This is a genomic window from Streptomyces blastmyceticus, from assembly GCF_039521185.1.
GTDB classification, from domain to species: domain Bacteria; phylum Actinomycetota; class Actinomycetes; order Streptomycetales; family Streptomycetaceae; genus Streptomyces; species Streptomyces blastmyceticus.
The window spans coordinates 180222-205202 of the sequence record NZ_BAAABW010000013.1; the positions used below are offsets into that span (position 1 = coordinate 180222).

29 protein-coding genes are annotated in these 24981 nt (G+C 68.0%); 8 read left to right on the forward strand and 21 right to left on the reverse strand.

Going from position 1 to position 24981, the window contains the following annotated elements; all coding sequences use genetic code 11:
- Positions 1-39: 39 nt before the first annotated feature.
- From ABD269_RS10995 to ABD269_RS11000, 3 genes are all read right to left on the reverse strand, one after another.
- Positions 40-2868 (reverse strand): hypothetical protein, encoded by a 2829-nt coding sequence (locus ABD269_RS10995; RefSeq protein ID WP_344117609.1) that lies wholly within the window; start codon positions 2866-2868, stop codon positions 40-42.
- A 306-nt stretch (positions 2869-3174) separates the two neighbouring features.
- Positions 3175-3276 carry a transposase gene (locus tag ABD269_RS35320; protein WP_425572876.1) on the reverse strand — a complete coding sequence of 34 codons (102 nt, stop codon included), beginning with the start codon at positions 3274-3276 and terminating at the stop codon, positions 3175-3177.
- Positions 3277-3401: 125 nt separating this feature from the next.
- Complete coding sequence (locus ABD269_RS11000; RefSeq protein ID WP_344117610.1) at positions 3402-3767, reverse strand: iron chaperone; 366 nt, start codon at positions 3765-3767, stop codon at positions 3402-3404.
- A 299-nt stretch (positions 3768-4066) separates the two neighbouring features.
- On the opposite strand from ABD269_RS11000, the gene ABD269_RS11005 reads away from it, so the two are divergent.
- Positions 4067-5077 (forward strand): alpha/beta hydrolase, encoded by a 1011-nt coding sequence (locus ABD269_RS11005; RefSeq protein ID WP_344117878.1) that lies wholly within the window; start codon positions 4067-4069, stop codon positions 5075-5077.
- 42 nt (positions 5078-5119) lie between these two features.
- Here the strand turns inward: ABD269_RS11005 and ABD269_RS11010 are convergent, their stop codons facing one another.
- Genes ABD269_RS11010 through tdh form a run of 3 tightly spaced genes read right to left on the reverse strand, consistent with a single transcriptional unit; the run spans position 5120 to position 8302 of the window.
- Positions 5120-6028 carry a LysR family transcriptional regulator gene (locus ABD269_RS11010; protein WP_344117611.1) on the reverse strand — a complete coding sequence of 303 codons (909 nt, stop codon included), beginning with the start codon at positions 6026-6028 and terminating at the stop codon, positions 5120-5122.
- Between the two features lie 4 nt (positions 6029-6032).
- Entirely contained in the window at positions 6033-7226 is a 1194-nt protein-coding gene (locus ABD269_RS11015; RefSeq protein WP_344117612.1) for a glycine C-acetyltransferase, read from the reverse strand.
- 47 nt (positions 7227-7273) lie between these two features.
- Positions 7274-8302: an L-threonine 3-dehydrogenase gene (gene tdh, locus ABD269_RS11020; RefSeq protein WP_344117613.1), complete on the reverse strand. Its 1029-nt coding sequence runs from the start codon at positions 8300-8302 to the stop codon at positions 7274-7276.
- 243 nt (positions 8303-8545) lie between these two features.
- On the opposite strand from tdh, the gene ABD269_RS11025 reads away from it, so the two are divergent.
- Positions 8546-8998, forward strand: a complete 453-nt coding sequence (locus ABD269_RS11025) for a hypothetical protein (protein WP_344117614.1) — start codon at positions 8546-8548, stop codon at positions 8996-8998.
- Positions 8999-9061: 63 nt separating this feature from the next.
- On the opposite strand, the gene ABD269_RS11030 is transcribed toward ABD269_RS11025, so the two are convergent.
- The 3 genes from ABD269_RS11030 to ABD269_RS11040 all read right to left on the reverse strand — a co-directional run bounded on the left by ABD269_RS11030 (position 9062) and on the right by ABD269_RS11040 (position 10682).
- On the reverse strand, positions 9062-9298 hold the full coding sequence (locus ABD269_RS11030; protein ID WP_344117615.1) for a hypothetical protein: 237 nt from the start codon (positions 9296-9298) through the stop codon (positions 9062-9064).
- Between the two features lie 86 nt (positions 9299-9384).
- Entirely contained in the window at positions 9385-9837 is a 453-nt protein-coding gene (locus tag ABD269_RS11035; protein WP_344117616.1) for a nuclear transport factor 2 family protein, read from the reverse strand.
- On the reverse strand, positions 9834-10682 hold the full coding sequence (locus ABD269_RS11040; protein WP_344117617.1) for an NmrA family NAD(P)-binding protein: 849 nt from the start codon (positions 10680-10682) through the stop codon (positions 9834-9836). The genes ABD269_RS11035 and ABD269_RS11040 overlap by 4 nt, the downstream gene beginning before the upstream one ends.
- A 110-nt stretch (positions 10683-10792) precedes the next feature.
- On the opposite strand from ABD269_RS11040, the gene ABD269_RS11045 reads away from it, so the two are divergent.
- The gene (locus ABD269_RS11045) at positions 10793-11731 is read left to right on the forward strand and encodes an AraC family transcriptional regulator (RefSeq protein ID WP_344117618.1); all 939 of its coding nucleotides are present in this window, start codon (positions 10793-10795) and stop codon (positions 11729-11731) included.
- Between the two features lie 138 nt (positions 11732-11869).
- Here the strand turns inward: ABD269_RS11045 and ABD269_RS11050 are convergent, their stop codons facing one another.
- The 4 genes from ABD269_RS11050 to ABD269_RS11065 form a co-directional block, all read right to left on the reverse strand.
- The gene (locus ABD269_RS11050; protein ID WP_344117619.1) at positions 11870-12757 is read right to left on the reverse strand and encodes an NAD(P)-dependent oxidoreductase; all 888 of its coding nucleotides are present in this window, start codon (positions 12755-12757) and stop codon (positions 11870-11872) included.
- Between the two features lie 372 nt (positions 12758-13129).
- Positions 13130-13870 carry a class I SAM-dependent DNA methyltransferase gene (locus ABD269_RS11055; protein WP_344117620.1) on the reverse strand — a complete coding sequence of 247 codons (741 nt, stop codon included), beginning with the start codon at positions 13868-13870 and terminating at the stop codon, positions 13130-13132.
- A gap of 166 nt (positions 13871-14036) precedes the next feature.
- On the reverse strand, positions 14037-14351 hold the full coding sequence (locus ABD269_RS11060) for a putative quinol monooxygenase (RefSeq protein ID WP_344117621.1): 315 nt from the start codon (positions 14349-14351) through the stop codon (positions 14037-14039).
- A gap of 83 nt (positions 14352-14434) precedes the next feature.
- Positions 14435-14809 carry a nuclear transport factor 2 family protein gene (locus ABD269_RS11065; protein WP_344117622.1) on the reverse strand — a complete coding sequence of 125 codons (375 nt, stop codon included), beginning with the start codon at positions 14807-14809 and terminating at the stop codon, positions 14435-14437.
- A 132-nt stretch (positions 14810-14941) separates the two neighbouring features.
- Here ABD269_RS11065 and ABD269_RS11070 point away from each other — a divergent pair, with 132 nt between their 5' ends.
- Together ABD269_RS11070 and ABD269_RS11075 are read left to right on the forward strand one after the other, a co-directional pair.
- Positions 14942-15760: a MerR family transcriptional regulator gene (locus ABD269_RS11070; RefSeq protein WP_344117623.1), complete on the forward strand. Its 819-nt coding sequence runs from the start codon at positions 14942-14944 to the stop codon at positions 15758-15760.
- 238 nt (positions 15761-15998) lie between these two features.
- A complete protein-coding gene (locus ABD269_RS11075) occupies positions 15999-16466 on the forward strand; it encodes a nuclear transport factor 2 family protein (RefSeq protein ID WP_344117624.1) in 468 nt (155 codons plus the stop codon).
- Between the two features lie 492 nt (positions 16467-16958).
- Here ABD269_RS11075 and def read toward each other — a convergent pair whose 3' ends face one another.
- Positions 16959-17621, reverse strand: coding sequence for a peptide deformylase (def, locus tag ABD269_RS11080; protein ID WP_344117625.1), 663 nt, complete (start codon positions 17619-17621; stop codon positions 16959-16961).
- Between the two features lie 111 nt (positions 17622-17732).
- Between def and ABD269_RS11085 the strand changes: the two genes are divergently transcribed.
- The gene (locus ABD269_RS11085; RefSeq protein WP_344117626.1) at positions 17733-18311 is read left to right on the forward strand and encodes a winged helix-turn-helix domain-containing protein; all 579 of its coding nucleotides are present in this window, start codon (positions 17733-17735) and stop codon (positions 18309-18311) included.
- Between the two features lie 117 nt (positions 18312-18428).
- Here the strand turns inward: ABD269_RS11085 and ABD269_RS11090 are convergent, their stop codons facing one another.
- The 7 genes from ABD269_RS11090 to ABD269_RS11120 all read right to left on the reverse strand — a co-directional run bounded on the left by ABD269_RS11090 (position 18429) and on the right by ABD269_RS11120 (position 23061).
- The gene (locus ABD269_RS11090; RefSeq protein WP_344117628.1) at positions 18429-19238 is read right to left on the reverse strand and encodes a hypothetical protein; all 810 of its coding nucleotides are present in this window, start codon (positions 19236-19238) and stop codon (positions 18429-18431) included.
- 270 nt (positions 19239-19508) lie between these two features.
- Positions 19509-19847, reverse strand: coding sequence for a hypothetical protein (locus ABD269_RS11095; protein ID WP_344117629.1), 339 nt, complete (start codon positions 19845-19847; stop codon positions 19509-19511).
- A gap of 91 nt (positions 19848-19938) precedes the next feature.
- A complete protein-coding gene (locus tag ABD269_RS11100; protein WP_344117630.1) occupies positions 19939-20370 on the reverse strand; it encodes a DUF6924 domain-containing protein in 432 nt (143 codons plus the stop codon).
- 72 nt (positions 20371-20442) lie between these two features.
- A complete protein-coding gene (locus tag ABD269_RS11105; RefSeq protein ID WP_344117631.1) occupies positions 20443-21585 on the reverse strand; it encodes a barstar family protein in 1143 nt (380 codons plus the stop codon).
- Positions 21582-21905, reverse strand: a complete 324-nt coding sequence (locus ABD269_RS11110; protein WP_344117632.1) for a CPCC family cysteine-rich protein — start codon at positions 21903-21905, stop codon at positions 21582-21584. Before ABD269_RS11110 ends, ABD269_RS11105 begins: the two co-directional genes overlap by 4 nt.
- A gap of 473 nt (positions 21906-22378) precedes the next feature.
- Positions 22379-22768, reverse strand: coding sequence for a fic family toxin-antitoxin system, toxin component (locus tag ABD269_RS11115; protein ID WP_344117633.1), 390 nt, complete (start codon positions 22766-22768; stop codon positions 22379-22381).
- Entirely contained in the window at positions 22765-23061 is a 297-nt protein-coding gene (locus ABD269_RS11120) for a type II toxin -antitoxin system TacA 1-like antitoxin (RefSeq protein ID WP_344117634.1), read from the reverse strand. The genes ABD269_RS11115 and ABD269_RS11120 overlap by 4 nt, the downstream gene beginning before the upstream one ends.
- A gap of 298 nt (positions 23062-23359) precedes the next feature.
- Between ABD269_RS11120 and ABD269_RS11125 the strand changes: the two genes are divergently transcribed.
- Positions 23360-23767, forward strand: coding sequence for a YciI family protein (locus tag ABD269_RS11125; protein ID WP_344117635.1), 408 nt, complete (start codon positions 23360-23362; stop codon positions 23765-23767).
- An 8-nt stretch (positions 23768-23775) separates the two neighbouring features.
- Complete coding sequence (locus ABD269_RS11130; RefSeq protein WP_344117879.1) at positions 23776-24951, forward strand: RNA polymerase sigma factor; 1176 nt, start codon at positions 23776-23778, stop codon at positions 24949-24951.
- Positions 24952-24981: the final 30 nt, after the last annotated feature.

The window sequence follows — 24981 nt, forward strand, 5'->3', positions numbered from 1 at the left end:
ACGACGGGCCGCGCGCTGGGCTTGGGGTGTGAAGACGTGTCATACGAAGGTCCGGCAGTACATCTCCCAGTCGGGGGGAGCGATCAGGTCCTCGAACGTGGGGTCGACGGGGCCGCCCACGGCGGGGTGAGGGCTTGATCCCCGTGGAGGGAAGGCGAAGCGGCGTTGGGCGGTGAGGCTGACGTGCTTGGTGAACATCAGGAGGTGGACTCCGACGCTGACGGTGGCCTGGCCACCGACGCTGTTGGGATCGACATGCGGGTCGTATGTCAACGCCAGGTAGATCTCGACCGAGATGCCTGCCACACCAAGCAGCTCCACGGATCCACCGATGCGCAGATAGGCGGAGAAACTGAGGGAGCCGTCCGCCTTCATGGCGAAGTAGAAGCCCGCCATGACGTGCACATTGGCGGCCACCAGGCCGAGGTCCACGCTGAGGTTGGCACCCAGCTCGATCTGGCCCTCGATCGTCAGCACCCTGGTGGAGTCGACCTCGATCGCGAAGAAGCCGCTGCCGCCCACCATCGCCACGGTGACCAGGAAGGGGTTGCCGCGTTCGGAGAACGCCAGACGCAGACTCGCGGGATGCCCGTCGAACGGCAGTGAGACCACGGCCGACAGCAGAATGTTCTCCAGGCTGAAGACGGCCAGTCCCGCGCCGGGCAGCCCGAGTGAGTAACCGGCGATCACACCCTGGGGAGAGATGCGCAGCTCGGGCTGTCCGTCGAAGCCGCCGCTGGGGATGATGTCCGCGAGTTCGTTGAGGAATTGCAGCTCGTTGTCGAAGGTGATGTCCATGCCCTTCGGGACGACACTGACCTTTTTCCCCGTGCCGGCCGAGAAGTCGAGTGAGCCGAAGGAGACGTTGACGACGCCGCCGAAGTCGAGCGCGAAGTCGGTGAGCTGTCCGGTGACCGTGGTGGTGGGCTCGCCGGGCTGACCGGTGGACGACAGCGGAACAGTGGTCTCCGCGTCGATGCCCAGCGTTGAGGACTTGTTCAATGTGAGCGGGCTGGGAGCCGGAAGAGCCAATGGCGGAGCCCAGTGGAACTTCGTGGTCACCGAATCCGGCAGGCTCACCTGCTGGAGAGCCGGCAACTTCGTCAGGTCGGTCACCGGGGCGACGACGTTCGCCAGTTGGATGCCGCCGAGAAGGTTGGCGTTGAGCAGGTCGTGGAAGAGCTGACCGGCCGGGATGGCAGTGTCGCCGATGCTGTCGGCGCCGGGCGGCACCGGCCCCAGGGAGCGGGAGAGGCCTGCGATGGCGAGCTTCGGGGTCGTCAGTCCGCCGGCTTTGTCGGTGGGGATGTCGAGGGGGAGGCCACTGGCGAGTTGAGCGAAGACGCCACCGGAATTGCCTTCCGGATCCAGCAGGGTCACCTCCACCGTGTCGACCGGCTTGGAAGAGCCCAACAGATGGTCAATGGCGGGCACCCGTACGAAAGCGCGCTCCACGTAGGGGAAGCAGGGAGGATTCAGTGCCCCGGGGAAGTCGGCGGCGAAGTGGAGTGCGCCGACCGGCAATGTCGTATCGCCCGGAGTGTCCCCTTCCGGCCCGAGTGCCACATGCTGTCCGCCGAGGTCCAGCTGCCCGGATGCCCCGTACAGCTGCTGCATCTGGTTCTGAGTCATTCCCGGGGGGACGAAGAGCAGCGGCATGGTGAAGTCGAGGGTGGAGTTGGACCAGTCCGTGGTGATCACGTGGAAGGGGACGGGTCCGCCATCCGGGGCGACAGCCGCTGTCTTGGTCGTGATCCGCACCTGCCGCAGTGGCATCTGCCGATAGTGGGGGATTTCGGTGTCAGGCAGGCTGTCGTAGTCACGGTCCGGCTCCAGCACGGCGATCCAGGAGCTGGTCACAAGGTATTCGCCGTGCCCCGCGTCCTGGGGGCTGGACTTGGCCAGCTTGCGTTCGGTGATGTCGATCTGTGCTGCGCGGTTCCCCAACGGATAGAGAAAGCCCAGCTGTACGACCCGTACGCTCTGGTCACGGCCGCCGGCGACGACGTGGCGCCACGATTGGATGCCGAGCTGGGGTGCGTTCGGATCACCATCGGAGAGCCAGATCCCTTGCAGGTCGGTCCAGGCTCCCAACGGTGACAGTGCGAAATGGGTGGCACGCAGGGGTGGGGCCGGATACGCGCCTCCCGCCGGGCCTGGGGCGAAATCCGAGGACCCGGTGACGATGTCCCGGCGGAACTCGGGCTTCAGAGTGCTTTCGATCTGCGAGTCGTCGTGGCCGACGAGATCGGACGTGTACACCGCACGCAGGGCCGGAAGCACGGATTCGTCCACCGGACCATCAGGGGCGTCCGAGTCGATGACTCCCAGGCGGGTGTGCCACAGCTCGGTGACGCCGTTGTGGGTCACGGCGCCGATGGCATGGGACCACCGGCCGGACGCGTCCGGCGAGAGGTCCAGTCGGTAGGGAACCTCGAGATCGGTCTGTTGATCCGCGGGTGGACCGGGTCGGGGCTGGCGCGCTGTGAGGTCTGGAGGGTCGGGCAGGGCGTTGTCCGGAACATTGGGAATCAGGCTGTTCCAGTCGAGGAGGGCCTCCAGTGTGAATGGGATGGCCGTCACGCTGTCCGGCACTCGGAAGCCGAGCCGACTCGGATTCGCCATCCTGGACATGACGGGCGGATCAGGTTGGCCGAGCAGGATGCCGCTTCCCGGATCCACTGTGAAGGCCGGCTCGGCGATGTGCTGCGGTGGGAGGCGGACCACCATGAACGCGGGCTTGCCGGGGTCGACACGCACCAGCTGGGGTGGTTGTCCGGCCATCTCGTCCAGATGCAGATTGAAGAAGTCGAAGGTGAGGTTGAGAAGGTCGTCGGCACGTACGATGCCGGTGCTGAAGTCGGCCATCGAACCCTCGCTCCGGTGCTCTGTGTGCGACCTGGACAGATACCCTGGATATCGAACTGCCGACGGAACACCTTGAGGGGCTGAACGGGCGGTTGCCCGCCACACCGGCCGTCCGGGCGCGTCCGGACCGGATCGTCAGCCCTTTTGCGGGCCCCGGCCGCGTGCTGGTGGGTCCGGCAGACAGGCAAGTCGACGGACACCTCCCACTCGATAACGCCATCTGCGTCCGCTTCGACGTGCAATTCTTGCGCGGGTCCAGGTGCTATTGAGCTGCCGGCGGCGGAAGACCGAGTGCACCGTCTCCCACTACCCGTACCGCTGGGGTACGGCCCGCCAGGGCGAGCCGGTCCCGGCCCGCCACCAGATCCCGTCGAAGACCTGCCGCCGGTCGCGCGGCGGGCGCCCCATCCCCGGTGTCGGCAACAGCGACTCCAGCCGGCTTCCACTGTTCGTCCGTCAGATCCCCGCGAGCCGTTACAAGATTGTTCTACGTTGCCGGCTCGTCCCGGGCGGCGCTCCGGTGCCTGGCGGTGTCAGCAGATCTTGCCGGGCCGGGCCGCGGTGGCCTTGAGCAGATCCCGCAACAGGCCGAAGTCGATGTTCTCCGGTCTGCGGAACCGTAGGCAACCCTTGCCCATGTCCTGCCCGGCCAGTCGTTCCTCGAACGCCTCACGGATGTCACTGCGCATGAGATAGAAAGTGATGTACCGCTTCTGGCTGGCAAACGCGATCTCGCAGGCGCCGTCCCGCTCGTATGCGGGCATCCCGTACGCCATGACCTCGTCGAAGCCCACTAGCTCCGCTCGGCACAGCTGCTGCACCTTGGCCAGCACAGTCCTGCGTTCCTCAGGAACCTCAGTCAGGTAGCTGTCGACGTCGCTTGCCTTGCTCTGCGCCATTCTGTGAGGTTATGCCGGGTTTGAAGCCGTTATCAACATTTCAAGCACTACCTAGGTCAAGAACACCCCTCGAATCGCCTTCTTAAAGAGCTCTTAGCAGGGCTTGAGATACATGGTCCGGAGTTATCCCTCGGGGCCAGCCATCACCGGGATCCGCGGGATGCGCCGCATTGCCCCGCTCTCAGGTACCAGCACTATCCGGAGTACACACGATGACATACCCCGATACCGAAACTCCCCGTGCTGAGGGCCGCCGCCGAGGCCCCCGCACCAAGCGCTGGATCCTTGTGTCGGCTGCGATAGCCGTGCTCGGGCTGATTGCGTGGCCGGTGCTCGACTACGCCGGGGTGTTCTCCGACAAGGGCGATCCCATCAGCTTCGGCCAGGAGGACAAGCCGGGCGGGACGGGCAGTGGCAAGGTGTCCCTGCCGACCGGGCCGGAGGCGAAGTTCACCGTCTCGGGCACGGTGCCGGAAGACGGCAGCAAGATCGCGGTCACCGAGTACGCGGGCAAGAAGTCCGGGTTCAAGGGGAAGGTCTGGGTCTGGGTCCCGCCGCAGTACAAGGACCCCAAGTACGCGAAGAGCGGGTTCCCTGTGATGATCGCGCTGCCCGGTGGCGCCGGGTACCCGAACAACTACTGGATGGGCACCGACCTCAAGCTCGAGGCGAGCATCTCCAAGTGGTCGCAGGAGGGCAAGAGCCTGCCGTTCATCGTGGTCATGCCGGTGCTCAACCCCGAGGACCACGACAAGGACGCCAAGGATCCCAAGGCGGGGCAGTATTGGGACGGCAGTGACATTCCCGGCCAGCCGAAAATGGGCACCTGGCTGACCGAGGACGTCCCGGACCTGGTCAAGGAGAACTTCCGCACGATCGACTCCCGCGACGGCTGGGCCTTCATGGGGTCGTCCACCGGCGGTTTCGCGGGCCTTAAGTCCGTGCTGCAGAAGCCCGACAAATTCAAGGCCGTCATCGCCTCGGGACCGGACATCGTTCCGGACTCCCGCCTGTGGGCCGGCCACGGCAAGGAGAAGGCGGCCAACAACCCGAAGGTGCTCGCCCCCGAACTGATCCGGGCCGGGGGCCCGGACGTCTACCTCGGCTTCCAGGTCGGCACCAAGGAAACCTCAGCCATGCCCCCGATCGAGGACTTCGTGCAGCAGTACACCAAGGGCCCGATCCATACCAAGCTGAGTGTCATACAGGGCGGCAGCCACAACGCGAAGACGTATGTGCCGAACATGGAGACGGGTGGCCTGATCCAGTGGATCAGCGAGCACATGCAGGGCCCCGTCCCCTCTTCCTGACCCGGGACGCCGCATCCCGGGGCGTACCCGCTGGGCCGGCCCTCACTTCTGCGGGACGGCCGCCTTCGCGAGAGCGGCCAGCACCGGCCGGAGCAGCGGGTGGGCCTCGGCGCCGCGGCGTACCGCGGCGAAGACGCGGCGGGTCGGGGCCGTACCGTCGACCGGGCGGACCACCACGCCCGTGAGGTCCATCCCGCGGAGCGCCGAGCGGGGGACGAGCGCCACCCCGGCCGCGGCCGAGGCGAGGGCGACGACGGCGCGGAAGTCGTCGGAGGAGTGCTCCAGGGAGGGTTCGAAGCCGGCGTACTCGCAGGCCAGCATCACCACGTCGTGACAGGGGTTGCCGGGGTACGGGCCGATCCAGGGGTCCTTGACGAGGTCGGCCACCGCCACACGCGGGGAGTCGGCGAGCCGGTGGCCGACCGGGAGCACGGCGTCGAACGGCTCGGCGTAGAGGGGGACCCGGGTCAGTCGCGGGTCGTCCTTGCTCGGGGCGCCCCGGTATTCGACGGCCACCGCCACGTCCACCTGCCGGTCGAGGACCATCATCAGGCTGGCGTCGCCCTCGGCGTCCCGGACGCGGACCCGGATGCCGGGCGAGGAGGTGGCGAGCTCCGTGATCGCGGGCGAGACGACCTGCGTGATGCCGGTCGCGAAGGCCGCGACGGTCACGGTGCCCGCCTCGCCCGCGCCGTACGCGGCCAGCTCCGACTCGGCCCGTTCCAGATGTGCCAGCACGGCGTTGGCGTGGGTGAGCAGGATCTCGCCCGCGGCGGTCAGCTGCGTGCCGCGGGCGCTGCGCTCCACCAGGCGGTGGCCGGTCTCCTGCTCCAGGGCGGCCAACTGCTGGGAGACCGCCGAAGGCGTGAGATGAAGCGCGGCGGCCGCGGCCGTGACGGTGCGGTGGTCAGCCACCGCACGCAGGATGTGCAGCCGCCGTGCTTCGATCATGGCCTCAGTTTTGCATGGCGGCCCTCGCGTCGACGAACGCGTCGACCGCGCGGTTGACGTCCTCGGTGGAGTGCGCCGCCGACAGCTGTACGCGGATGCGGGCCTGACCCTGCGGGACCACCGGGTAGGAGAAGCCGATGACGTACACGCCGCGCTCCAGCAGCAGCTCCGCCAGGCGCGCCGCCTCCGCCGCGTCACCGATCATCACCGGTGCGATGGCGTGGTCGCCGGGGAGGACGTCGAAGCCCTCCTCGGCCATGCGGGTGCGGAACAGCGCGGTGTTGGCGTTGAGGCGCTCACGGAGGTCTCCAGCCGACTCCAGGAGGTCGAGCACCTTCAGCGAGGATGCCGCGATCACCGGGGCGAGCGAGTTGGAGAAGAGGTAGGGACGCGAGCGCTGGCGCAGCAGGGCGACGATCTCGGCGCGGGCGGCGACGTAGCCGCCGGAGGCGCCGCCGAGCGCCTTGCCGAGGGTGCCGGTGATGATGTCGACACGGTCCATCACGCCGTGCAGCTCGGGGGTGCCCCGGCCGCCGGGGCCGACGAAGCCGACGGCGTGCGAGTCGTCGACCATCACCATGGCGCCGTAGCGGTCGGCCAGGTCGCAGATCTCCCGCAGCGGGGCGACGTAGCCGTCCATGGAGAAGACGCCGTCGGTGACGATGAGCTTGCGGCGGGCCCCGTCCGCATCCTTCAGCTGCTGCTCCAGGTCCGCCATGTCGCGGTTGGCGTAGCGGAATCGGCGGGCCTTGGAGAGCCGGATGCCGTCGATGATGGAGGCGTGGTTGAGGGCATCGGAGATGACCGCGTCCTCCGCCCCGAGCAGCGTCTCGAACACGCCTCCGTTGGCGTCGAAGCAGGAGGAGTAGAGGATCGTGTCCTCCTGGCCGAGGAAGTCGGAGATGCGCTGCTCCAGCTCCTTGTGGACCTCCTGCGTACCGCAGATGAAGCGGACCGAGGCGAGTCCGTAGCCCCAGCGGTCGAGCGCCTCGTGGGCGGCGGCGACGATCTCGGGGTGGTCGGCGAGCCCCAGGTAGTTGTTGGCGCAGAAATTGAGGACCTCGCCGGGGCGGCCGCCCGCGGTGACCGCGACGGAGGCGGACTGCGGGGTGCCGATCACGCGCTCGGGCTTGTGCAGCCCCGCGGCACGGATCTCGTCGAGGGTGCTGCGCAGCTCATCGCGAACGGAGTCGAACATGAAGGATTGTCTCCAGAAAACGGGGGAGGAGCGGACGGGTGTGGGGCTCAGGAGGTCCAGTCGAGGATGACCTTGCCGCCGAGGCCGCTCGCGGCGTCCTCGAAGGCGGCTTCGAAGTCCTGGTGCGCGTACCGGCCGGTGATCACCGGAGCGAGGTCGAGCCCGCCTTCCAGCAGTACGGACATCGCGTACCAGGTCTCGAACATCTCCCGGCCGTAGATGCCCTTGATCGTGATCATCGAGGTGACGATGCGGGCCCAGTCGACGGGGAACTCCTGGGTGGGCAGGCCGAGCATCGCGATCCGGCCGCCGTGCGTCATGTTGGCGATCATGTCGCGCATCGCCTCGGGACGGCCGGACATCTCCAGGCCGATATCGAAGCCCTCGCGCAGCCCCAGAAGGCGCTGGCCTTCGGCGATCGGGGTCTCGGCGACATTGAGGGCGAGGCTGACGCCGACCTTCCGGGCCAGCTCCAGGCGCGCCTCGCTGACGTCGGTGATCATCACCTTGCGGGCGCCCGCGTGCCGTGCGACGGCCGCGGCCATGATCCCGATGGGACCGGCGCCGGTGATCAGTACGTCCTCGCCGACCAGCGGGAAGGACAGGGCGGTGTGTACGGCGTTGCCGAACGGATCGAACACGGCGGCGATGTCGAGGTCGACGGGGATCCGGTGCACCCACACATTGCTGGCCGGCAGCGCCACGTACTCGGCGAACGCGCCGTCGCGCCCGACGCCGAGACCGACCGTGGCGCGGCACAGGTGGCGGCGGCCGGCCAGACAGTTGCGGCACGTCCCGCACACCAGGTGGCCCTCGCCGCTGACCAGGTCGCCTTCCTTGATGCCGGTGACGTCGCGGCCGATCTGCGCGACCTCGCCGACGAACTCGTGACCGAGGGTCAGGGGAGTGCTGATGGTCTGCTGCGCCCAGCCGTCCCAGGCCCGGATGTGGAGGTCGGTGCCGCAGATGCCGGTGCGCAGCACCTTGATCAGGACGTCTGTCGGGCCGATGGTCGGCTCCGGTACGTCCATGAGCCACAGACCGGGTTCGGACTTGTGCTTGACCAGTGCCTTCACGCGACGGCTCCCGTGCTTCAAAGTGCTGTGACTTCCCGGGAGCCCGATGCTTCCCGATCCCAGGTAGGAAGCCTTCCTTACATCGGGCCGCCCGGTCCATCGAGGATTTCTTAACAGCAGCCACAGCTTCCCTTCACGCTCCGCGAGCGCAGGGACGGACACGCGGCGGCCTCCGGCATCAATGTCAGTGGCCGGCTCTACGCTCGGCGATCACTGTTGTCCGCCCGGATCGAGGGGAACCAGATGACCGACCCGATGATGGCCGAGATCGGCCGTGGCATAGAGCTGAGCCAGAGCGGCGAGAGGGAAGCTGCCCGCCGCTTGTTCTCCGGCCTCTGGGGCGTGATCGGCGCTACCGGTGATGCGCTTCATCGCTGCGCCCTCGCCCACTCGATGGCCGATGTCCAAGATGACCCGCACGAGGAACTGGTCTGGGACTTGCGGGCGCTGGAGGCGGCGGACCTGGTCACGGACGAGCGGGTGCAGCAAGCAGGTGTCGCGAGCCCCGTGGCCGGCTTCTACCCGTCTTTGCACCTCAATCTCGGAGACGTCTACCGGAGGCTCGGCGACCTTGATCGTGCGCGCGATCACCTCGCGCGCGGACGTGCCGCGGTTGGTGAACTCGGTGATGACGGATACGGGCAAATGATCAAAGGAGGGCTGGACCGGCTCGCGGACCGGTTGTCGACGACCTGACGCTTCGCCCTGACCTCATGCGTTCACTGTCTCGTCACCGATTGACTGGCCTTCCTGGCGGGGTTATTGGGGGGACAGGCTGCCCGTCAGGAGGATCACGGTCACGGGTGGCAGCAGTGCGCACCAGGCGGTGAGCTTGCGGGCTATGGCGTAGCGCATGCGTCGCGGGAGGACCCAGGCAGTCAGGAGCAGGGCGGGCGTGACGATGATGGTCGCGTACAGGCCGTAGACGATGTCTTCATCCCCGGGCAGTGCTTGGTCGACGGTGCGGCGGGCGGCCAGGCCGCGCTCGGCGCGCATCAGCCCGGGGCCCTCTTGCGAGGAGCGCCCCGGGTGGGAAGCGGATTCCAGTGGGCGATGGCGGCCTCGTCGGGCTGTACCGGCTCTTACGGGCGACCGCCCTGTGGCCATCCCTGTGCGTCGAACACGGCGACGGGGTCCAGGTAGTCGCGCCAGTGCGTCACCTTGCGGTCCTTGATGGTCACGACGGAGACGAAGCGGTTGTCGTAGGGCCGCCCCGTCCGGACCGACGTGCCGTGGACTTCGTACTCCAGGACGACCGTCGAGGTTTCGGGGTCCCGGTGCACGCGGAGGTTGTCCGCGCTGTGCAGCTTCATGTAGTCGCCGTAGCCGCTGTACAGGTCGACGATCCCCTGGCGTCCCTCGACCCGCCGGGGATACCCCGGCACGGTGATCACGTACTCGAAGACCACGTCCTCGGCCAGCAGGTCGTAGTAGTCCTCCCCGTCGACCAGGCCGTCCAGCCCCTCCTTGATGATGCGGAAGAACGGACTGTTCGCCCCGACCAGGGGGGTGTCGTCGCTGACGGTCTTGGTCACTTCGCCTCCGAGGCCCAGGCATGGGCGTTGCGCTCGGCGAACTCGCGGAAGGTCGTGGCAGGCCGTCCGGTGACCTTCTCGATGTCGCCGGTGGGCGTGGCGCCGTTGCCGGTGATGATGGCGCCGGTGAGCCAGCGCAGCATCACCGCGTAGTCGGCCGGGACGCCCGCGGCGACCGCGCCGTTGATCCACGCCTCCTGGTCGATGTCGCTGTAGAAGACGGGCCGGCCGCTCACGAAGGCGATGGTGTCCGCGACCTCACCGAAGGTGAGGGCCTGCGGGCCGGTGAGCGAGTAGGTGGAACCGGCGTGGGCAGCGGGGTCCAGCAGCGTCTCGGCCGCGACCGCCGCGATGTCGGCCGCGTCGACGAAGGCCTCCCTGCCGCCGCTGCTCGGGGTCGTGATCACGCCGTCGATGAGGGGGATGTGGCCGTCGGCGAAGTTCTGCATCACCCACGCGGGACGCAGGACTGAGTGCGTGATGCCGGGCCGGGAGGCGAGATCGGCCTCGACGGCCGCGATGTCGACCTCCGCCGGTGCCTGGTCGGCGTTGTGGACGCTCAGGTAGCTGACGTGGTGCACGCCGGCTGTCTCGGCGAGATCGAGGAAGGCGGCGACTTGATCGGCGTAGCCGAGGCGCAGGGTCGGCGTCACCAGGTAGAGGCGGTCGACGCTGGCCAGGGCGTTCGCGTGGGTGGCCGGGTCGTCCCAGTCGAACCGGACGTCGGACCCGTGGCGTGCCGCGGTACGCGGGGTGATTCCTCGCTGGGCGAGTCGGCCGGCCAGCAGCGAGCCGGACCGGCCGGTGCCGCCCAGGATGAGTGCGATGGGTGCTTCGTTGTTCATAACTCCATGCTCAAGGCCCTGAGCGAGATAGACCATGTGTAAATCGCTCGGCTTTATACGTGAAGCTCTCATGCCTTGACCCTGATGGTTGTCCTGCTCAAGCTGATCCCATGGACCTGTTGTCTGACCACCTGGTGCGGGCGCGCGCCACCGGCGCGGTTTTCGCGCGTACGGTCGCCGAACCGCCGTGGGGACTGCGGCTGGGCGGTTCGATACAGCTGTCGGTGCACACGGTCGTCCGCGGCCGGGGCTACCTCTGGCTGGACACCCCCGGCAGCACGGTGGAGCTCATACCGGGAAGCGTCACGCTGGTACGCGGCGGAGTGGACCACTACATCGGACACGAGCCGGGCGCCGAATGCCTGGAACCGGAGGAGTTCCGGGCACGCCACGCCCACGCGGGTCCCGCCGACAACCCGCGGGCCACGGTGTTCCTGTGCGGCGCCTACCGGTTCTCCGGCGACGTCGGCGGCGGACTGCTCGACGCGCTGCCCCAGGTCATGACCCTCTCCGCGGCCGACGACGACCCCCTACGGGAGGTCATCACTCTGCTGTCGCGCGAGCTGGTCCGTACCGAGCCCGCCCAGCAGATCGTGCTGGACCGCCTCCTGGACCTGCTCCTCGTGCTGGCCATCCGCAGCGATTTCCGCCGCAGCGCGACCGCACCGCGCTGGTACCGGGCCGCAGCGGACCCGCGGCTGGGCGCCGCGCTGCAAGCCATGCACGAGAACGCGGCCCACCCGTGGACGGTCCCCGAACTCGCCGGGATCAGCGGCCTGTCCCGGGCCGCCTTCGCGCGGGTATTCCGGGAGGCACTCGGCCAGGCCCCCATGCAGTACCTGACCGAATGGCGCATGACCCTCGCCCGCGACCACCTCCGCGCCGACGATCTCAGCCTGGCCCAGATCGCCGATACGGTTGGCTACGGCTCGCCCTTCGCATTCGCCGCAGCCTTCCGCCGCCACCACGGAGACCCACCCGGAACCTGGCGGCAGAGGGAACGAGCGACCGCAGACGCGCGACTGCTGACCACATACCCCGGCTCGTGAACGGTCTTCGGCCCCCGGCGGCCGAGCAGCGGGACCCCATCGTCCCACCGCAAACCAGGGTCGGGCGGTGACTCCCGCAACCAACTCGGAACGACCCTCCACCCTCGCCCATAAAGCCATGCCCGTGCCGGTGGCCGACTACGCCGACGGTCGGCCGAGTACCTCGGTCAGCCGGGAGAACCCGTCGTCGCCGTGGCCCTCGGCGACCGCTCGACGGGCGGTCGCCTGGGCGGCCCTGAGTACGCCGGCGTCGATGCCACGGTCCTCGGCGGCGTGGATGATGTGCTCCATCCCGGCCACGGCCGATGTGATGCTGGAGATGTCGCCGGGGTAGTTCCCCTCGTCGATCTGCTCCACGTAGTCGGTGACGAGATCGGGCAACAGGCCGATGATGCCCTGCGCGAACGGCCCCAGGTCCTTCGCCGCGATGTTCTCGGCCCTGGCCAGGGCGAAGGCGTGGACGACGCCGCTCATGGCAGTCCAGAAGAGGTCGAGCAGGGCCACGTCGTGAGCGGCCGCCCGGCCGTGGTCGGTGCCCAGGTGCGCGGCGGTGCCGCCCAGGCTCGCCAGCGCGGGCTGGTGGGTCCGGTAGACGGACTCCGGGCCGCTGTACAGGACGACGGCGGCGGGGCCGCCGATGGTGACAGTGGGAGTCATGATCGCGCCGTCGAGGTAGTCGAAACCGTGCCCAGCGGCCCACGCGGCCGTCTCGCGGGCCTTCTCGGGGGAGTCGGCGGTGAGGTTCACCAGGGTCCGGCCCTTGAGGGCGTCGACCTCGGGGTCCAGGATCGTGTGCACGACGTCGTAGTCGATCACGCAGACGAGGACCAGCGGGCTGGCGGCGATCGCCTCGGCGGCCGTGGGGGCGAGTACCGCGCCCTGCTCGACCACGGCGCGGGCCTTGTCGGCCGAACGGTTCCACACCGTCGTCGGATGACCGGCCTTCAGGAAGGCACCGGCCAGCGCCTGGCCCATCGGGCCCAGGCCGATGACGGTGACGGGCGATTCAGCAGGGGTGTTGGTCATCAGGTTTCCGTTCGTCGTCCGGTGATTCCAGAGGCCTCGGTGCCGACGGGCCAGATGGCTCGGGCAGCGAGTACGGCGCGCACGGTTCCTCGACCGTGCCTGGCGCGTCCCTACGAGCATCAGCGCTGCTCGCGTTGCGCTCAAGTACCCACAAAAAAGTGCGCACTTACCCTGAAGTTAGTGCTGAGCGGGGCGGAGACGATGCGGGAGCGAGGCACTGCGGCGCCTCGTGCAGGAGACGGTTCGGCTGCCTGCATGAGCAGACCTTGGAGCAGCCTTGAGATCATGCGCGAGGCGGTGCTGGAGCCGACAGCCGAGGACGGCACCGGGCCAGCCGAAATCTGACGGCCTCGCCCGTCCACCTGGCCACACTCAGTCGGCGGGCTTCTCCCAAACTGAGACGTGCTTGTGGCTCTCGTGAGTGAATGACGCCCGGGTCCATCCATCCCACCGGTCGCGCAGCCGCAGCCCGGCGAGCTGTGCCATCAGGTCCAGCTCGGCCGGCCACACGTACCGGAACGGGATGGACGAGTACTCGGCGCGCCCGTCGACGATCGTGACGTAGTTCGAACTCATCGCCTGAGTCGCGACGTTGTAAGTATCGAATGCCCACCGCGTCGGGCTGATGTGGAACGGCACGGCGTTCTGCCCCAGTGGCAGCCGACGTAGGTCTGGTACCCCCACCTCGACGACGAAACAGCCGCCCGGCCCGAGGTGGGCGGCGACGTTGCGGAAGCAGGCCACCTGCGCGTCCTGCGTCGTCAGATTGTTGATCGTGTTGAAGACGAGGTAGGCGACTGCGAACGTGCCCGCCACTCGTGTCGTCGCGAAGTCGCCGATCGTCACGCCGATGGCGTCACCGCCTGGCTTGGCGCGCAGCCGGGCTGCCATGGCCCGGGACATGTCGATGCCGTGGACCGGAACTCCGCGGCGGGCCAGTGGCAGCGCGATACGCCCGGTGCCGACGCCGAGCTCGAGCGCCCGACCGTCGCCGGCGAGCTCGGCCAGCACGTCGACCGCCGGGTCCACCACCTCCGGCCGGAACATATCCGCCACGGACTCGTCATAGGTGGCGGCGACGTCTTCTCCGAAGTAGCCGTCCTCATCGTCCATGCCCGGACCGTACTGCTCACGGCCTCGCCGACGCCTTGGTTTCTCGGGACGACCGAGAGGATCGGGTCCCCGTCCTCGCCATCCACCTCATCACCGACTCGGCGAGTTCCTCGAGCATGAGTTCCCAGTTGCCCGGCCGATCCCCGGCAGTCCTGACCTGGGGCGCTCAGCGCGCTGCGATGCCCTGGCCCTGATAGATCTCGTCGTAGTAGTGGATCACCAGGGGGCGGGTGAGCATGGCCTCGAAGGTGGCGGTGAAGCCATGTGCGGTGCGCCAGGCGAGGTAGTCGGTGTAGTTGTGCGCCTCGGTCCACTGGGTCAGGCCTGTGACATGGTCGGCGTCGTTCTGGTCGCGCAGGATACGGATCTCCTCGCAGCCCGCATGCTTGAGGCTCTCGCCCAGGATGTCCAGCAGCAGCTTCGCGACGTCGTCGCCGCAGCCGGGCCGAGCGAAGAGCTCGGCGGTGACCAGTGTGCTCATGGGGATGTTCCTTCCGCGAACGGTGGCGATTCCGGCCCGCCACAGGGAAGCAGCTGGGCGGGGCTTGAGGTTGGGCAGCGCCTTCAGTAGGGAGACGGTTCGTTGTGCACGATGATCAGGGAGCTGATCTTGCCGTCAGCGACCGTGAGGTAGTTGGTCAGGATCAGCTCGTCGGGCAGGTTCGTCTTGTCGTAGTCGCCGTCGTAGCGCGCCCGCACGATCGTCAGGGTGCCGTGGTGCGCGACCTCCGTCACGTCCATGGTGACTTTGTCGTCGACCAGTTCGCGGCGCGCCCAGGCGCGGATCGATGCGGTGCCGACGAATTCGCGGCGCGCGTCGTTGACCAGGGCGTCGTCGCAGAAGGTCGCCATGATGGCATCCAGGTCGAAGGCGTTGACCGCTTCGATGTAGGCGACGAGGATCTCGGGCAGTGCAGCGGCCCGGTCGGCGGTGTTCATGGGGGCTCTCCTTCGATGATCTCGGCACCGTGCGGTGCCTTCTCCAAAAACGTTGCGCCCTACCTCCACAGGAGAGTCAAACGGGGGTCTTCTGCTGGACCCTCCCGCGTGGGGAGGGTTGATACTGGCGCCATGCACACAGGCTTGACGGTCGGCGAGTTCTCCCGGGTGACCCATCTCAGCATCAAGACGCTGAGGCACTACCACGACGTCGGATTGCTCGCGCCGGCCGACGTCGACCCGGGCACCGGCTACCGGTACTACTCCCTGGATCAGGTGCCCACCGCACAGGTGATCCTGCGCCTGCGCAACCTGGACATGCCCGTGGCGGACGTGAGAGCGGTGCTCACCGCAGAGGACGTGAGCACCCGCAACGAGTTGATCAGCGCGCATCTCGCGCGGCTGGAGGACCGGCTCGTGCAGGCGCAGAGCGCCGTCGAGTCGCTGCGCGAGCTCCTGTCCCGGCCGGCGCACGGGTCGGCCATCGAGTACCGCACGGTCCGTGAGCAGCCGGCGATCGGCATTCGCGAGGTCGTCGACCGGCAGGACGCGGTGAGCTGGTGGCAGGGCGCCCTCGGCGAGCTGCACGGCTTCGTCACGGCCCGAGGACTGCGCCGCACCGGCCCGATGGGCGGTCTGTTCGCGAGCGAGCTGCTCCAGGACGAGCGCGGTGAGGCGCTCGTGTTCGTCCCTGTCGACGGCGACGCGCGCCCGGTCGGCCGGATCGACACAGTGGTCGTGCCCGGCGCGGAACTCGCGGTCGCGGTCCACCACGGACCTCTCCAGACCATCGATCTCACCTACGGCGACCTGGGCACCTACGCCGCACGCCACGAAATCGGCGTCGACGGCCCGCTGCGCGAGTTCTACCTGCGCAGCCCCCTCGACGCGGCCAACGAGCACGACTGGGTCACCGAGGTCGGCTGGCCCATCTTCCGCTCGAACGGCTAGCGGTACTTCGCTCGCGCCGGAGCGGTTGCGGCGTTCCTTGCTCCCGGCCCACATCTTCGCGCCGCGCCCGGACAGCGGTCTGCCGGGCTCTTGGAGGCGAGCGATCCGGCCCACACGCCCCCTCGCATGGAACCGCCCGGCAGTTCCCGACCGCTGCCCTCAGGCCTCCACCACCGGTTGAGCGGCCCCGCCACCGGTGCTCTCCTACAGGTGTCACATACTTCACGAGGGAGTCGCCATGTCCTCTCACGATTCGATCTCACCCCAGGAGGCCGCCGACCGGCTGGCCATCAGGGAGCTCATCGACGCCTACGCCCACTGCGCCGACCGTCGGGACGCCAAGGGACAGATGGCCCTGTTCACCGAGGACAACCGCTTCCTGGTCTTCATGGACGCCACCGCGTCCGAGCCGACCCAAGAACTGCACGGGCGCGAAGCCCTCGCGCCGGTCTTCGACAACCTGAACGCCTACAAGGCCACCACCCACTTCAACGGTCAGAGCACCGTGACCCTGGACGGCGACCGCGCGAGCGGCGAGAGCTACTGCCTGGCCCACCACATCTCCTACGGCGCGGATGCCGAGCGCACGATCATGATCGCGTCCATCCGCTACCTGGACCAATTTGTCAAGCGCGAAGGCGAGTGGTTCTTCGCCGAACGACGCCTGATGGTCGACTGGACCGAGACCCGCCCCAGCACTCCCTGAACTCCTCGGCCAGGCCCACCCGCACTCGGGTCCAGCTGGTTCAACCGGCGCGCGAATGCATCCGGGCACGGCCAGGGGGCGTACGGGTCGTCGAGCCCGCGCTCGATCCCCAGCTGCCCGCTGCCATGCTCGGGCGAGCCGCCTCCGCGCGCGGGCTCACTGGTGGTGAGCCGGCTCAGGATCACGAGTCCGGACCATTGCCAGCGCTGACCATGGGGCCCTGGAGGCCATGCCTCCAGGGCCCCATCGCAGTCGCGGAGCCTGCGCAGCCGCTCAGGAAATGACACAGCCGTGAGGCAGGCTGCTCCGGCCGAGCCGTGAGACAGCCAGAGAAATCGCATGTCACAGCGCTACCGCATGACAACGAAGCGGAGAACCTGCAACGGTCCGCAGGGTCTCAAAATTCGTGGGCTCCTGGTCGAGCGAGCTGAACGGGGCCGCATCCTGCGGCCCACGCCCTTCGGCAGAAGGTGGTCGCTGCCGCCAAGCGTCTCAGTTGCCCAGGCGGGCGGCCCTGATCGCGCGTTGCGCGAAGACATCTTCGCGGCGGTCTGTCATCTGCCGCAGCGCGTCCTTGCGGTCCCGCTTGGACAGCCGGTCGAGATACGTGTGGCCGAAGAGGTGGTCGGTCTCGTGTTGCAGGCACCGCGCGAAGTATCCCGTTCCTTCGATAACAAGGGAGTTGCCGTCCTTGTCGAGCCCGCGAACGACGGCGCGATCGGTGCGGGGAACCGTCATGACAGCACCCGGCACGGACAAGCAGCCCTCGGAGTCTTCAACGAGCTCGCGGCTTCCCGGGTCGGGTTCGTCCAGGACCGGGTTGATGACGTGGCCGACATGCCGGATCCCGTCATCGTCCGGGCAGTCGTACACGAACAGCCGCAGGTCGACACCGACCTGATTGGCGGCCAGGCCGGCGCCGTCGGCCACATGCATCGTCAGGAACATGTCGTCGATCAACGCCGACAACTCCGGAGTGCCGAATTCGGTCACCTCCTGGCACGGACGGCGCAGGATCTCCTCGCCCACCACCGTGACCCGGCGCACCGAACCCCGTTCCGCCTCCGGAGAGAGAGCCGGATAGGAGTCGACGGGTCGGCCTTGCACACGGACCCTCCGGTCGACGGAATGGGACCGGTCGTGACGAACAGACATCGCTGTCTCCCCCTTCTGCGAACGCCACACATGCCGCGGACGTCATCGCAGCCTGACGCCCTGGGCAAGATCCGCTTGTAAGATCCTTTGCAAAGTAGCAGACTTTGCAAAGTGACTGAAGATGACCTCAACACTCCGTCCGACCGAACCAGCGACACGGGCAACGAACTGCGCGAGCACGAGGTCCGTACAGCCCTGCTGGACCTGCTGGCCGAAGTCGGCACCGTCACGGCGACCGAAGCCGCCGCACGACTGGGCTACAGCTCCGGGCTCTGCTCGTTTCATCTGCGGCAGCTCGCACGCCACGGACACGTCGAAGAAGCCCCACACCGCGGAGGGCGCGCACGCCCCTGGCGCCTGAAGCAGCACACCCCCACCACCGGTGCACCCGCCAAGGAGCAGTTCGACGACTTGGCCCGAGGACTGGAGGACGAGAGCTGGCAGCAATGGCTCACCCAACGCGACCAGGCGCCGACCGAATGGCGCCACGACGAAGCCTTCAGCGCCGTCGCCTACCTGACACCCGAAGAGATGAGCCGTGTCGCGGACGCCATCCGACGGGCACTCGTCCCCTACCAAGACCGCGAACAACGCCCCCTGGCCCGGCCTGACGGCGCCCGACCGGTGGCCCTCATCACCCGGCTGTTTCCTTTGCTTCCCCATGCGAAAGACGAGACGAGTCAGGCCTGAGAAGTCGAGGACTGCACAACGGCTCGCCCGAGAAAATGCCACGAATCTGAGACGGCAGGCAGATGCAACGACCCGGGGGTAGCTCAGGAGAGTGAGCCACCTCCTGCTGTATGCCCCTCACCGCTTGCGAGGCACGGTGTAGTAGCCGCGCCAGGACGAGTACGCCTTCTGGCCGATATTGAAGGCCAGCACGGTTCCGTACTTGGCGCGCACGGCACGAACGGTCGCAGTAGCGTCCGGGGTGATGTCGCAGCGGAGGTAGAGGTATCCCGGTGGCGGGCACGCAGGTGCCTCCTCCACCAGCCTGTAGGGCGCCACATCCCACCTGATCGTCAGATCAGGGGCCGCGAGTTCCGGTTCGCCCATCTTTCGTCCGTCCGGATACTTGCCGTGGTTGCGGTAGTAATCCAGCGCGTAGCGCACCGACCCACCCGCGTACGGCGAGTCCTCGCCGTTCTCGTCCTGGGACCCCCATTTCGCGATGGAGGCTGCGCGGACCCTGGGAAGTACTTCGACTATGTCGTCCCGGACGCCGAAGTAAGCTACTGCCTCCATATCGCAGACGAGGGAGTGCGTGGGGTCATCCGAGCCCCACAGAGCCTGCGAGCCAGGTCTGGCGCAGTCGTCCCTGAAGCGGGTGAACACATGGTCAAGGCCGGTCACGGAACCGAGACGGTTGACCAGTGCCTGGAGCTTCTGCTCCTGCTGTGCTCTCTTGGCCCGCGCCTCGTCCGAGACGGCCAGAGAGTGCAGTTTCTGGTCATCGGGCCCGTGAGAGCAGGCCGCGGTCGACACAACCAGGGCCAGCAGGAGCAGCACCCCGTATGCCCGCCCACCGCGCCACTGCCGCCTGCCTATCCTGCTCCGCTCGAGTCCTGGCACGGCCACCCCAACCTGAATCCGCTCATCATGCACCAGCTCGAGCACCTATCAAAGCGCAGGGTTCCAGGAATCCGCAGCCGGGCGCCATGACGACGTGGGCCGGGTAGAGATCAACGGCGGATCAGGAAAAGATCCCCAACGGGTCTCGGCGCTGCCCGTCAGGCATATTTGTGAACACCCCAGAACCCATTGGCAGTTGGGGGTGCCGACGAGCATCTTCTAGAGGCCCCCCTCGCCTCCAGTAGTTGCCCCTTGCTTGGAGTCCTTCGGGGGCTCTGTACATGTCGAGTGGCCTTGGCTCAGAGGGGGCAGTGATCAGGGCGGAGGGATCGGGCCGGGCAACGGATCGGTGTCCGGGGACGGTCGCCAGAACTGTCCATCGGGGAGGTCCTGGCGCGCTCCGAGAAAGTACTCCAGTCCCTCTTGGAAGTCGATGGATCCAAGGGCGGCGTGCATCGGGCCCCAGATGTCAGGAGCGACAGGGTATTCACCGCCCATCATCCACTCGTCATCACCCAGATCGAAGAGGTGCCTGACATCAATGATCTGCTCGCGGGTCAGCGGAATGGACACCTTGAGCCAGTCATCGGCGCCGAAGCCGGCCAGGTCCCAGGCGAGATTCTTGCCGTCGACGAAGGGATAGTCGTTGGTCATTGGACCAGCCTAGTTCGGCCTCACGACTTTGGTGGGCGCAGGCAGTACGGCTTCTCCTCCAATGGCATGTTGACCTTGAGGGGCGTCGTAGTCAGAAGCCGCGGAAGATGCCGTCTTCGTCAGCCGCGTCGGCGAATTCCTCGAAGTCCATGTTCGCTATGGACAGGTTGTTCTCGATGCCCCAGAGCTCGGTCGCGATGACGCGGACCGTGCGGCCCCGTTCCGCCCAAAGGTCGACGCAGAGCAGGGGCATCTCGGGCGATGCTACGGCGACAGCGTCCACCACCACGAGAAGCGCACACTGGGGTTCGTCCGGGACCAGAGCGAGGATTTGCTCCGGCGTGAGGCCCTGGAAGGCGGGGTCGTGGAAGTACTCCACGTTCGCCAGGAAACCCTCGCCGCTGGGTGTCGCGATCGTCCGGCGGATCGCCTGCCACGCCTCCTCGTCGGTGAAGTCGGTTCTGATAACCGGGGCGCATTCGTTCATCGACGCGTCGGTCAGAGGCAGCATCTCGATCGGCATGATCCTCACACTCTCATACTGGAAGGGGCGCAGAGTATGCAGACGATGGCGAAGCGGCGCTGGGCGGCCTCTTCATTTCAGTACCACTGTCACGCCCCATCGGCGCATGAGGTCCACGACCTCCTCGGCATATGAGAGCCCGTTCTCGGGATTGATCGTGCCTGCCAGTGCCTTCAGCGTGACCTGGGAATCGTGCCAGACGAGCGTGAACGGCAAGCCGACGCCGTAACCGCCTTCCAAGTACGCCTTGAACGAGTACCAGTCCCGGCCGAAGTAGCCGCCAGGGCCCTTGAGCGCCTCGCCCACGGCACAGTGCAGGCCTGCCTCGTCCGTCACGTACCGGCCGTCGAGATGGTACGTACCGCCCTTCTCGTCCTCCTCTGGTTTCCACCGCGGGAATCGGCCCGGAGCGCTGAACTTGAGCCACTCCTTTCGCCCTTCCGGCGGGTAGCCCGCCCAAGTGTTGACGGTGCTTGGCATGCTGCGCTCGTACCAGTCCTCCCATGCCTGGCGGGCCGCGGGCGGTACGGGCTCGTCGACGCCGTCGCTGAGGACGATGTCGACGAGCGCGCCGCCGAGGACGGAGGGGCGTGTCTGCCGGACGTGCCAGTAGAAGGAGCGGTCGGCCATGGACCGCCCCTGGCGGTCGAGTACCCCGAGCATCAGGTGCTCGGCCTCGCCCTCGGTGAGCGCGGACAGCATTGGTACCCCGGGTCGGCAGCCCACCAGCGTGATCGGGATCTCCGGAGGTTCGGGTCGCTCCTCATACAGCCCGTTCACGCTCAGACAGGTCCCGTAAGAGACGGACTCGGGCCACCCGCCGTCCAGCTCGAACTGTGGCGAGTCCGGCAACTCATGCTGCCCGCTGTCGGGTCCGCTCACCACGACCTCGAGGACAACGTCGACCAGTTCGGGGTCGAGTGCATGCGGGCGTCGCGCCAGGACGACAGCCTCCGTAAGCCCCCACCACTGCAACGGCCGCACGTCATTCGACACTATGAGGCACAGCTCGCCGAGCTGCGTTGCCCCCGCTGCCAGTGGCCTGGCCTGCGCACAGCCGACGAGTGTCAGAACCTCGCGTGTCGGTGGCATCGGCTCGCGGAACAGCCCGGCCACCGCGACGCAGTGGCCCCACGCCGTCTCTTCGCCCTCAGCGTCGATATACGAGATCTCGTAGTCGAACTGCACATGCTCCCCAATGATGAAAATGATCAAGAAGTATTCACGCGCTCACTCAGGCTCAGACCCCCGTTCGGACCGGTCTGCGCCCAGGGGTACCGGAGTTGGAATAGGTCGTCCTGCCAGAAGCAGACGGCGCAGATCTCGTCAGACCAGAACCCGCTGAACATCCGGTGTCCGCAGCATGGGCATGGGAACCATCCGTCGGGAGTCGCCTGGACAGGTTGTGGCTCCGGGACAGGACCGAGCGATCGTCGCGGTCCTGCCTCCCCGACCTCCTGCTTCGCGGGAGCGACGAGACCGGCGGCTATGCCGTTCGGACCGGTGAAGTGGCCCGGGCCCTCTGAACTGGCCATTCGCGTAATCCTAGTAAAGCGCTCTTTTATCGGGAAATTTGGCGGTCCTCGATACCCTTGGTCGCCGGGACGGTTGGGGCCCCACCCGAATCATCGCGTGATGCTTGAGCGGCGTCCCGGGTCTGCAACGCGGGCGGTCCGGGCGGCGCATGTGCGGGGGCCGGGTTGCCGGCCGCCATGGCAGCCCGGGCCGCAAGGACGACTGGGATGCGGGCCATCACCCTGAGGTCGTGGTCGCCCGCGGCAGGACCCGCGTTCACGGCCAGGGCGATCAGCCGGGCCGAGAGGGACAGTTCGTGGGCAAGGGTGGCGGCAGACGTCTCGGCGTACTCAGCCAGCAACCGCTGCTCATCCACCGCCGGGGTCGCACGTTGTTCCTGCTGGTGGGCCCGGTACGCCTTGGTCTGGCAGGCGCATGGTCGGAAGGCTTCGCCATCGGCCTTCCGAGCCCCCGGGCCTCGTGCTGGCGGCGGTCAGTGGCCGGCGCTGGTCCAGGTATGCAGCTGGCGGGCGATCTGCGCGACGCCGACAGTGCCTGAGGCGGCCTCCCTGACGAGTACGACCGCGTCCTTGGGCACGTAGTCGAGGGAGTGTCCGTTCAGGGCGAGGAACGCTTCGGTCGCATGCCAGGCGAAGGCGTCGTTGGAGTGTTCCAGGCACGGCATCCGTACGAGGCTGTGCAGCAGCGCACCGGCCTTCAGGTGCTGGGAGCCGTAGATGTCCCGGCTCATCGCTCTGGCGTACACGCGGGCCACCGCCCCGTACAGCGGTCCGTAGTCGTCAACCTGCGGGTCGCCGGGGAGCAGCTCCGCGGCGTGCAGCAGGAAAGGGACGTCGATCCGCAGTGGCGGGTTCTCGCTCACGCGGCGCGACCCTCTTCCTGCTGTGGGAGGCCGGCGCGGGCCTGTTGCTCGGCGGCGCGCTGCTCGGGGGAGGGGTCGCAGTCCCCGGGCTCGGCGGAGAAGGCCTCGCCGCTGCGGGCCATTGAGGCCTTGAAGGCGTCCAGGAACTTCACTTCGACGGCCGTGGCACGCTCATAGGCGGCCGAGAGGATGTACTCCTGCATGCTGACGCCGGCTTCCTTGGCCGCGGCCGCGATGGCCTCACGCTGCTCGGGGTCGGGGAAACGCAAGCTCATGGCTTTGGGATCAGACATGATACCGACGGTATCAGTGATACCGAGGGGTGGTCAGTACAACTGTGGCGGACTTCTTCGCCCAACATGGGCTCGCCCTGCGCACTGGCCACACGGAACGGCGACCACGCGGTTCCGTGCCGATCTTCGAAGCTCTCGCCCTCGCGCCACGATCTGGACCCGGACACCGCGAGATGGCTCACCCGGGCTCATCCACGAGAGCCCAAAAAATTCGGACGGCGATGTCGAGAACCCGCGTCCGGCTCCGTCCCCGAGATGAACGCGACCACAATGGGCCGCACCAGCGAGGAGAAACACGATGGCCAAGTACCTGATGCTGAAGCACTACCGCGGCGCCCCGGCTTCGGTCAACGACGTGCCGATGGACCAGTGGACCCCGGAGGAGATCTCGGCGCATGTGCAGTACATGAACGACTTCGCGGCCCGGCTGGAGAAGACGGGCGAGTTCGTCGACGGTCAGGCGCTCGCCCCCGAGGGAGCGTGGGTCCGCTACGACGGTGAGGGGCGCCCGCCGGTCACCGACGGACCGTTCGCCGAGACCAAGGACCTCATCGCCGGCTGGATGATCATTGACGTCGACAGCTACAAGCGCGCCGTCGAGCTGGCCGGGGAACTGTCGGCCGCCCCTGGAGCGGGCGGCAAGCCGATCCACGAGTGGCTGGAGGTGCGCCCGTTCCTGGCGGCGCCACCCACCATCACGGAATGACGTCACCGATGGACGAGGCCCTGCTCAGGAGCCTCACGCCGAGCGTGCTCACCGTCCTCGTCCGCCGCGGAGCCGACTTCGCGGCGGCCGAGGACGCCGTGCAGGACGCGCTGGTCGAGGCGCTCCGGGTCTGGGCGGTCGGCCCTTCCCCAAGCTCTCGGCTGCGCTCGAGCAGGGGAGACCCCATTCGGGATGCCAAGGGCTGGCTGGTCACCGTGGCCTGGCGCAAATTCCTCGACGCGACCCGGGCGGACACCGCCCGCCGCCGGCGTGAGGACCGCGTCGAGGAGGAGCCGGCGCCCGGGCCGGCGCCCGCGGTGGACGACACGCTCCAGCTCTACTTCCTGTGCGCCCACCCGTCGCTGACCCCGGCATCGGCGGTCGCGCTCACGCTGCGCGCCGTCGGCGGGCTGACCACCCGCCAGATCGCTGAGGCCTACCTGGTGCCCGAGGCGACCATGGCTCAGCGGATCAGCCGGGCCAAGCGCACTGTCTCCGGCGTGCGCTTCGACCGGCCCGGTGACGTCGCCACCGTGCTGCGCGTCCTCTACCTCGTCTTCAACGAGGGCTACTCCGGCGACGTCGACCTCGCTGCCGAGGCCATCCGGCTCACCCGGCAGCTCGCGGCGGCCGTCGACCACCCAGAGGTGGCGGGGCTGCTCGCCCTCATGCTGCTCCACCACGCCCGGCGTGCCGCCCGGACCGCGTCCGACGGCAGCCTGGTGCCGCTCGCCGAGCAGGACCGCGGCCGGTGGGACACCGGGTTGATTGCCGAGGGCGTCGGGCTCCTGCAGGCGGCGCTCGCCCGCGACCGGCTGGGCGAGTTCCAGGCCCAGGCCGCCATCGCGGCACTTCACGCTGACGCGCCCACCGCCGAGGAGACCGACTGGGTGCAGATCGTCGAGTGGTATGACGAGCTCACGCGCCTGACCGACAGCCCGGTCGTCCGGCTCAACCGCGCGGTCGCCGTCGGTGAGGCCGACGGGCCGCGCGCCGGCCTGACGGCGCTCGCGGAACTGGATCCCTCACTGCCCCGCCACACCGCAGTGGCGGCATACCTCCACGAGCGCGATGGCGACCTGGCGACGGCGGCACGGCTGTACGCCGAGGCGGCCCACAAGGCACCCAACCTCGCCGAGCGCGATCACCTGACGCGCCAGGCCGCCCGGCTCAACGCCCGCTGATGTCGCTGACGGGTGGCGCTCGGATTTTTC

Excerpts from the sequence above, each read along its gene's own strand:
- ABD269_RS10995 (WP_344117609.1), bottom strand. The coding sequence starts at position 2,868 with ATGGCCGACTTCAGCACCGGCATCGTACGTGCCGACGACCTTCTCAAC.
- ABD269_RS35320 (WP_425572876.1), bottom strand. The coding sequence starts at position 3,276 with ATGGGGCGCCCGCCGCGCGACCGGCGGCAGGTCTTCGACGGGATCTGG.
- ABD269_RS11000 (WP_344117610.1), bottom strand. The coding sequence starts at position 3,767 with ATGGCGCAGAGCAAGGCAAGCGACGTCGACAGCTACCTGACTGAGGTT.
- ABD269_RS11010 (WP_344117611.1), bottom strand. The coding sequence starts at position 6,028 with ATGATCGAAGCACGGCGGCTGCACATCCTGCGTGCGGTGGCTGACCAC.
- ABD269_RS11015 (WP_344117612.1), bottom strand. The coding sequence starts at position 7,226 with ATGTTCGACTCCGTTCGCGATGAGCTGCGCAGCACCCTCGACGAGATC.
- ABD269_RS11025 (WP_344117614.1), top strand. The coding sequence starts at position 8,546 with ATGACCGACCCGATGATGGCCGAGATCGGCCGTGGCATAGAGCTGAGC.
- ABD269_RS11030 (WP_344117615.1), bottom strand. The coding sequence starts at position 9,298 with ATGCGCGCCGAGCGCGGCCTGGCCGCCCGCCGCACCGTCGACCAAGCA.
- ABD269_RS11040 (WP_344117617.1), bottom strand. The coding sequence starts at position 10,682 with ATGAACAACGAAGCACCCATCGCACTCATCCTGGGCGGCACCGGCCGG.
- ABD269_RS11045 (WP_344117618.1), top strand. The coding sequence starts at position 10,793 with ATGGACCTGTTGTCTGACCACCTGGTGCGGGCGCGCGCCACCGGCGCG.
- ABD269_RS11050 (WP_344117619.1), bottom strand. The coding sequence starts at position 12,757 with ATGACCAACACCCCTGCTGAATCGCCCGTCACCGTCATCGGCCTGGGC.
- ABD269_RS11055 (WP_344117620.1), bottom strand. The coding sequence starts at position 13,870 with ATGGACGATGAGGACGGCTACTTCGGAGAAGACGTCGCCGCCACCTAT.
- ABD269_RS11060 (WP_344117621.1), bottom strand. The coding sequence starts at position 14,351 with ATGAGCACACTGGTCACCGCCGAGCTCTTCGCTCGGCCCGGCTGCGGC.
- ABD269_RS11065 (WP_344117622.1), bottom strand. The coding sequence starts at position 14,809 with ATGAACACCGCCGACCGGGCCGCTGCACTGCCCGAGATCCTCGTCGCC.
- ABD269_RS11070 (WP_344117623.1), top strand. The coding sequence starts at position 14,942 with ATGCACACAGGCTTGACGGTCGGCGAGTTCTCCCGGGTGACCCATCTC.
- ABD269_RS11075 (WP_344117624.1), top strand. The coding sequence starts at position 15,999 with ATGTCCTCTCACGATTCGATCTCACCCCAGGAGGCCGCCGACCGGCTG.
- def (WP_344117625.1), bottom strand. The coding sequence starts at position 17,621 with ATGTCTGTTCGTCACGACCGGTCCCATTCCGTCGACCGGAGGGTCCGT.
- ABD269_RS11095 (WP_344117629.1), bottom strand. The coding sequence starts at position 19,847 with ATGACCAACGACTATCCCTTCGTCGACGGCAAGAATCTCGCCTGGGAC.
- ABD269_RS11100 (WP_344117630.1), bottom strand. The coding sequence starts at position 20,370 with ATGCCGATCGAGATGCTGCCTCTGACCGACGCGTCGATGAACGAATGC.
- ABD269_RS11110 (WP_344117632.1), bottom strand. The coding sequence starts at position 21,905 with ATGGCCAGTTCAGAGGGCCCGGGCCACTTCACCGGTCCGAACGGCATA.
- ABD269_RS11120 (WP_344117634.1), bottom strand. The coding sequence starts at position 23,061 with ATGTCTGATCCCAAAGCCATGAGCTTGCGTTTCCCCGACCCCGAGCAG.
- ABD269_RS11125 (WP_344117635.1), top strand. The coding sequence starts at position 23,360 with ATGGCCAAGTACCTGATGCTGAAGCACTACCGCGGCGCCCCGGCTTCG.
- ABD269_RS11130 (WP_344117879.1), top strand. The coding sequence starts at position 23,776 with ATGGACGAGGCCCTGCTCAGGAGCCTCACGCCGAGCGTGCTCACCGTC.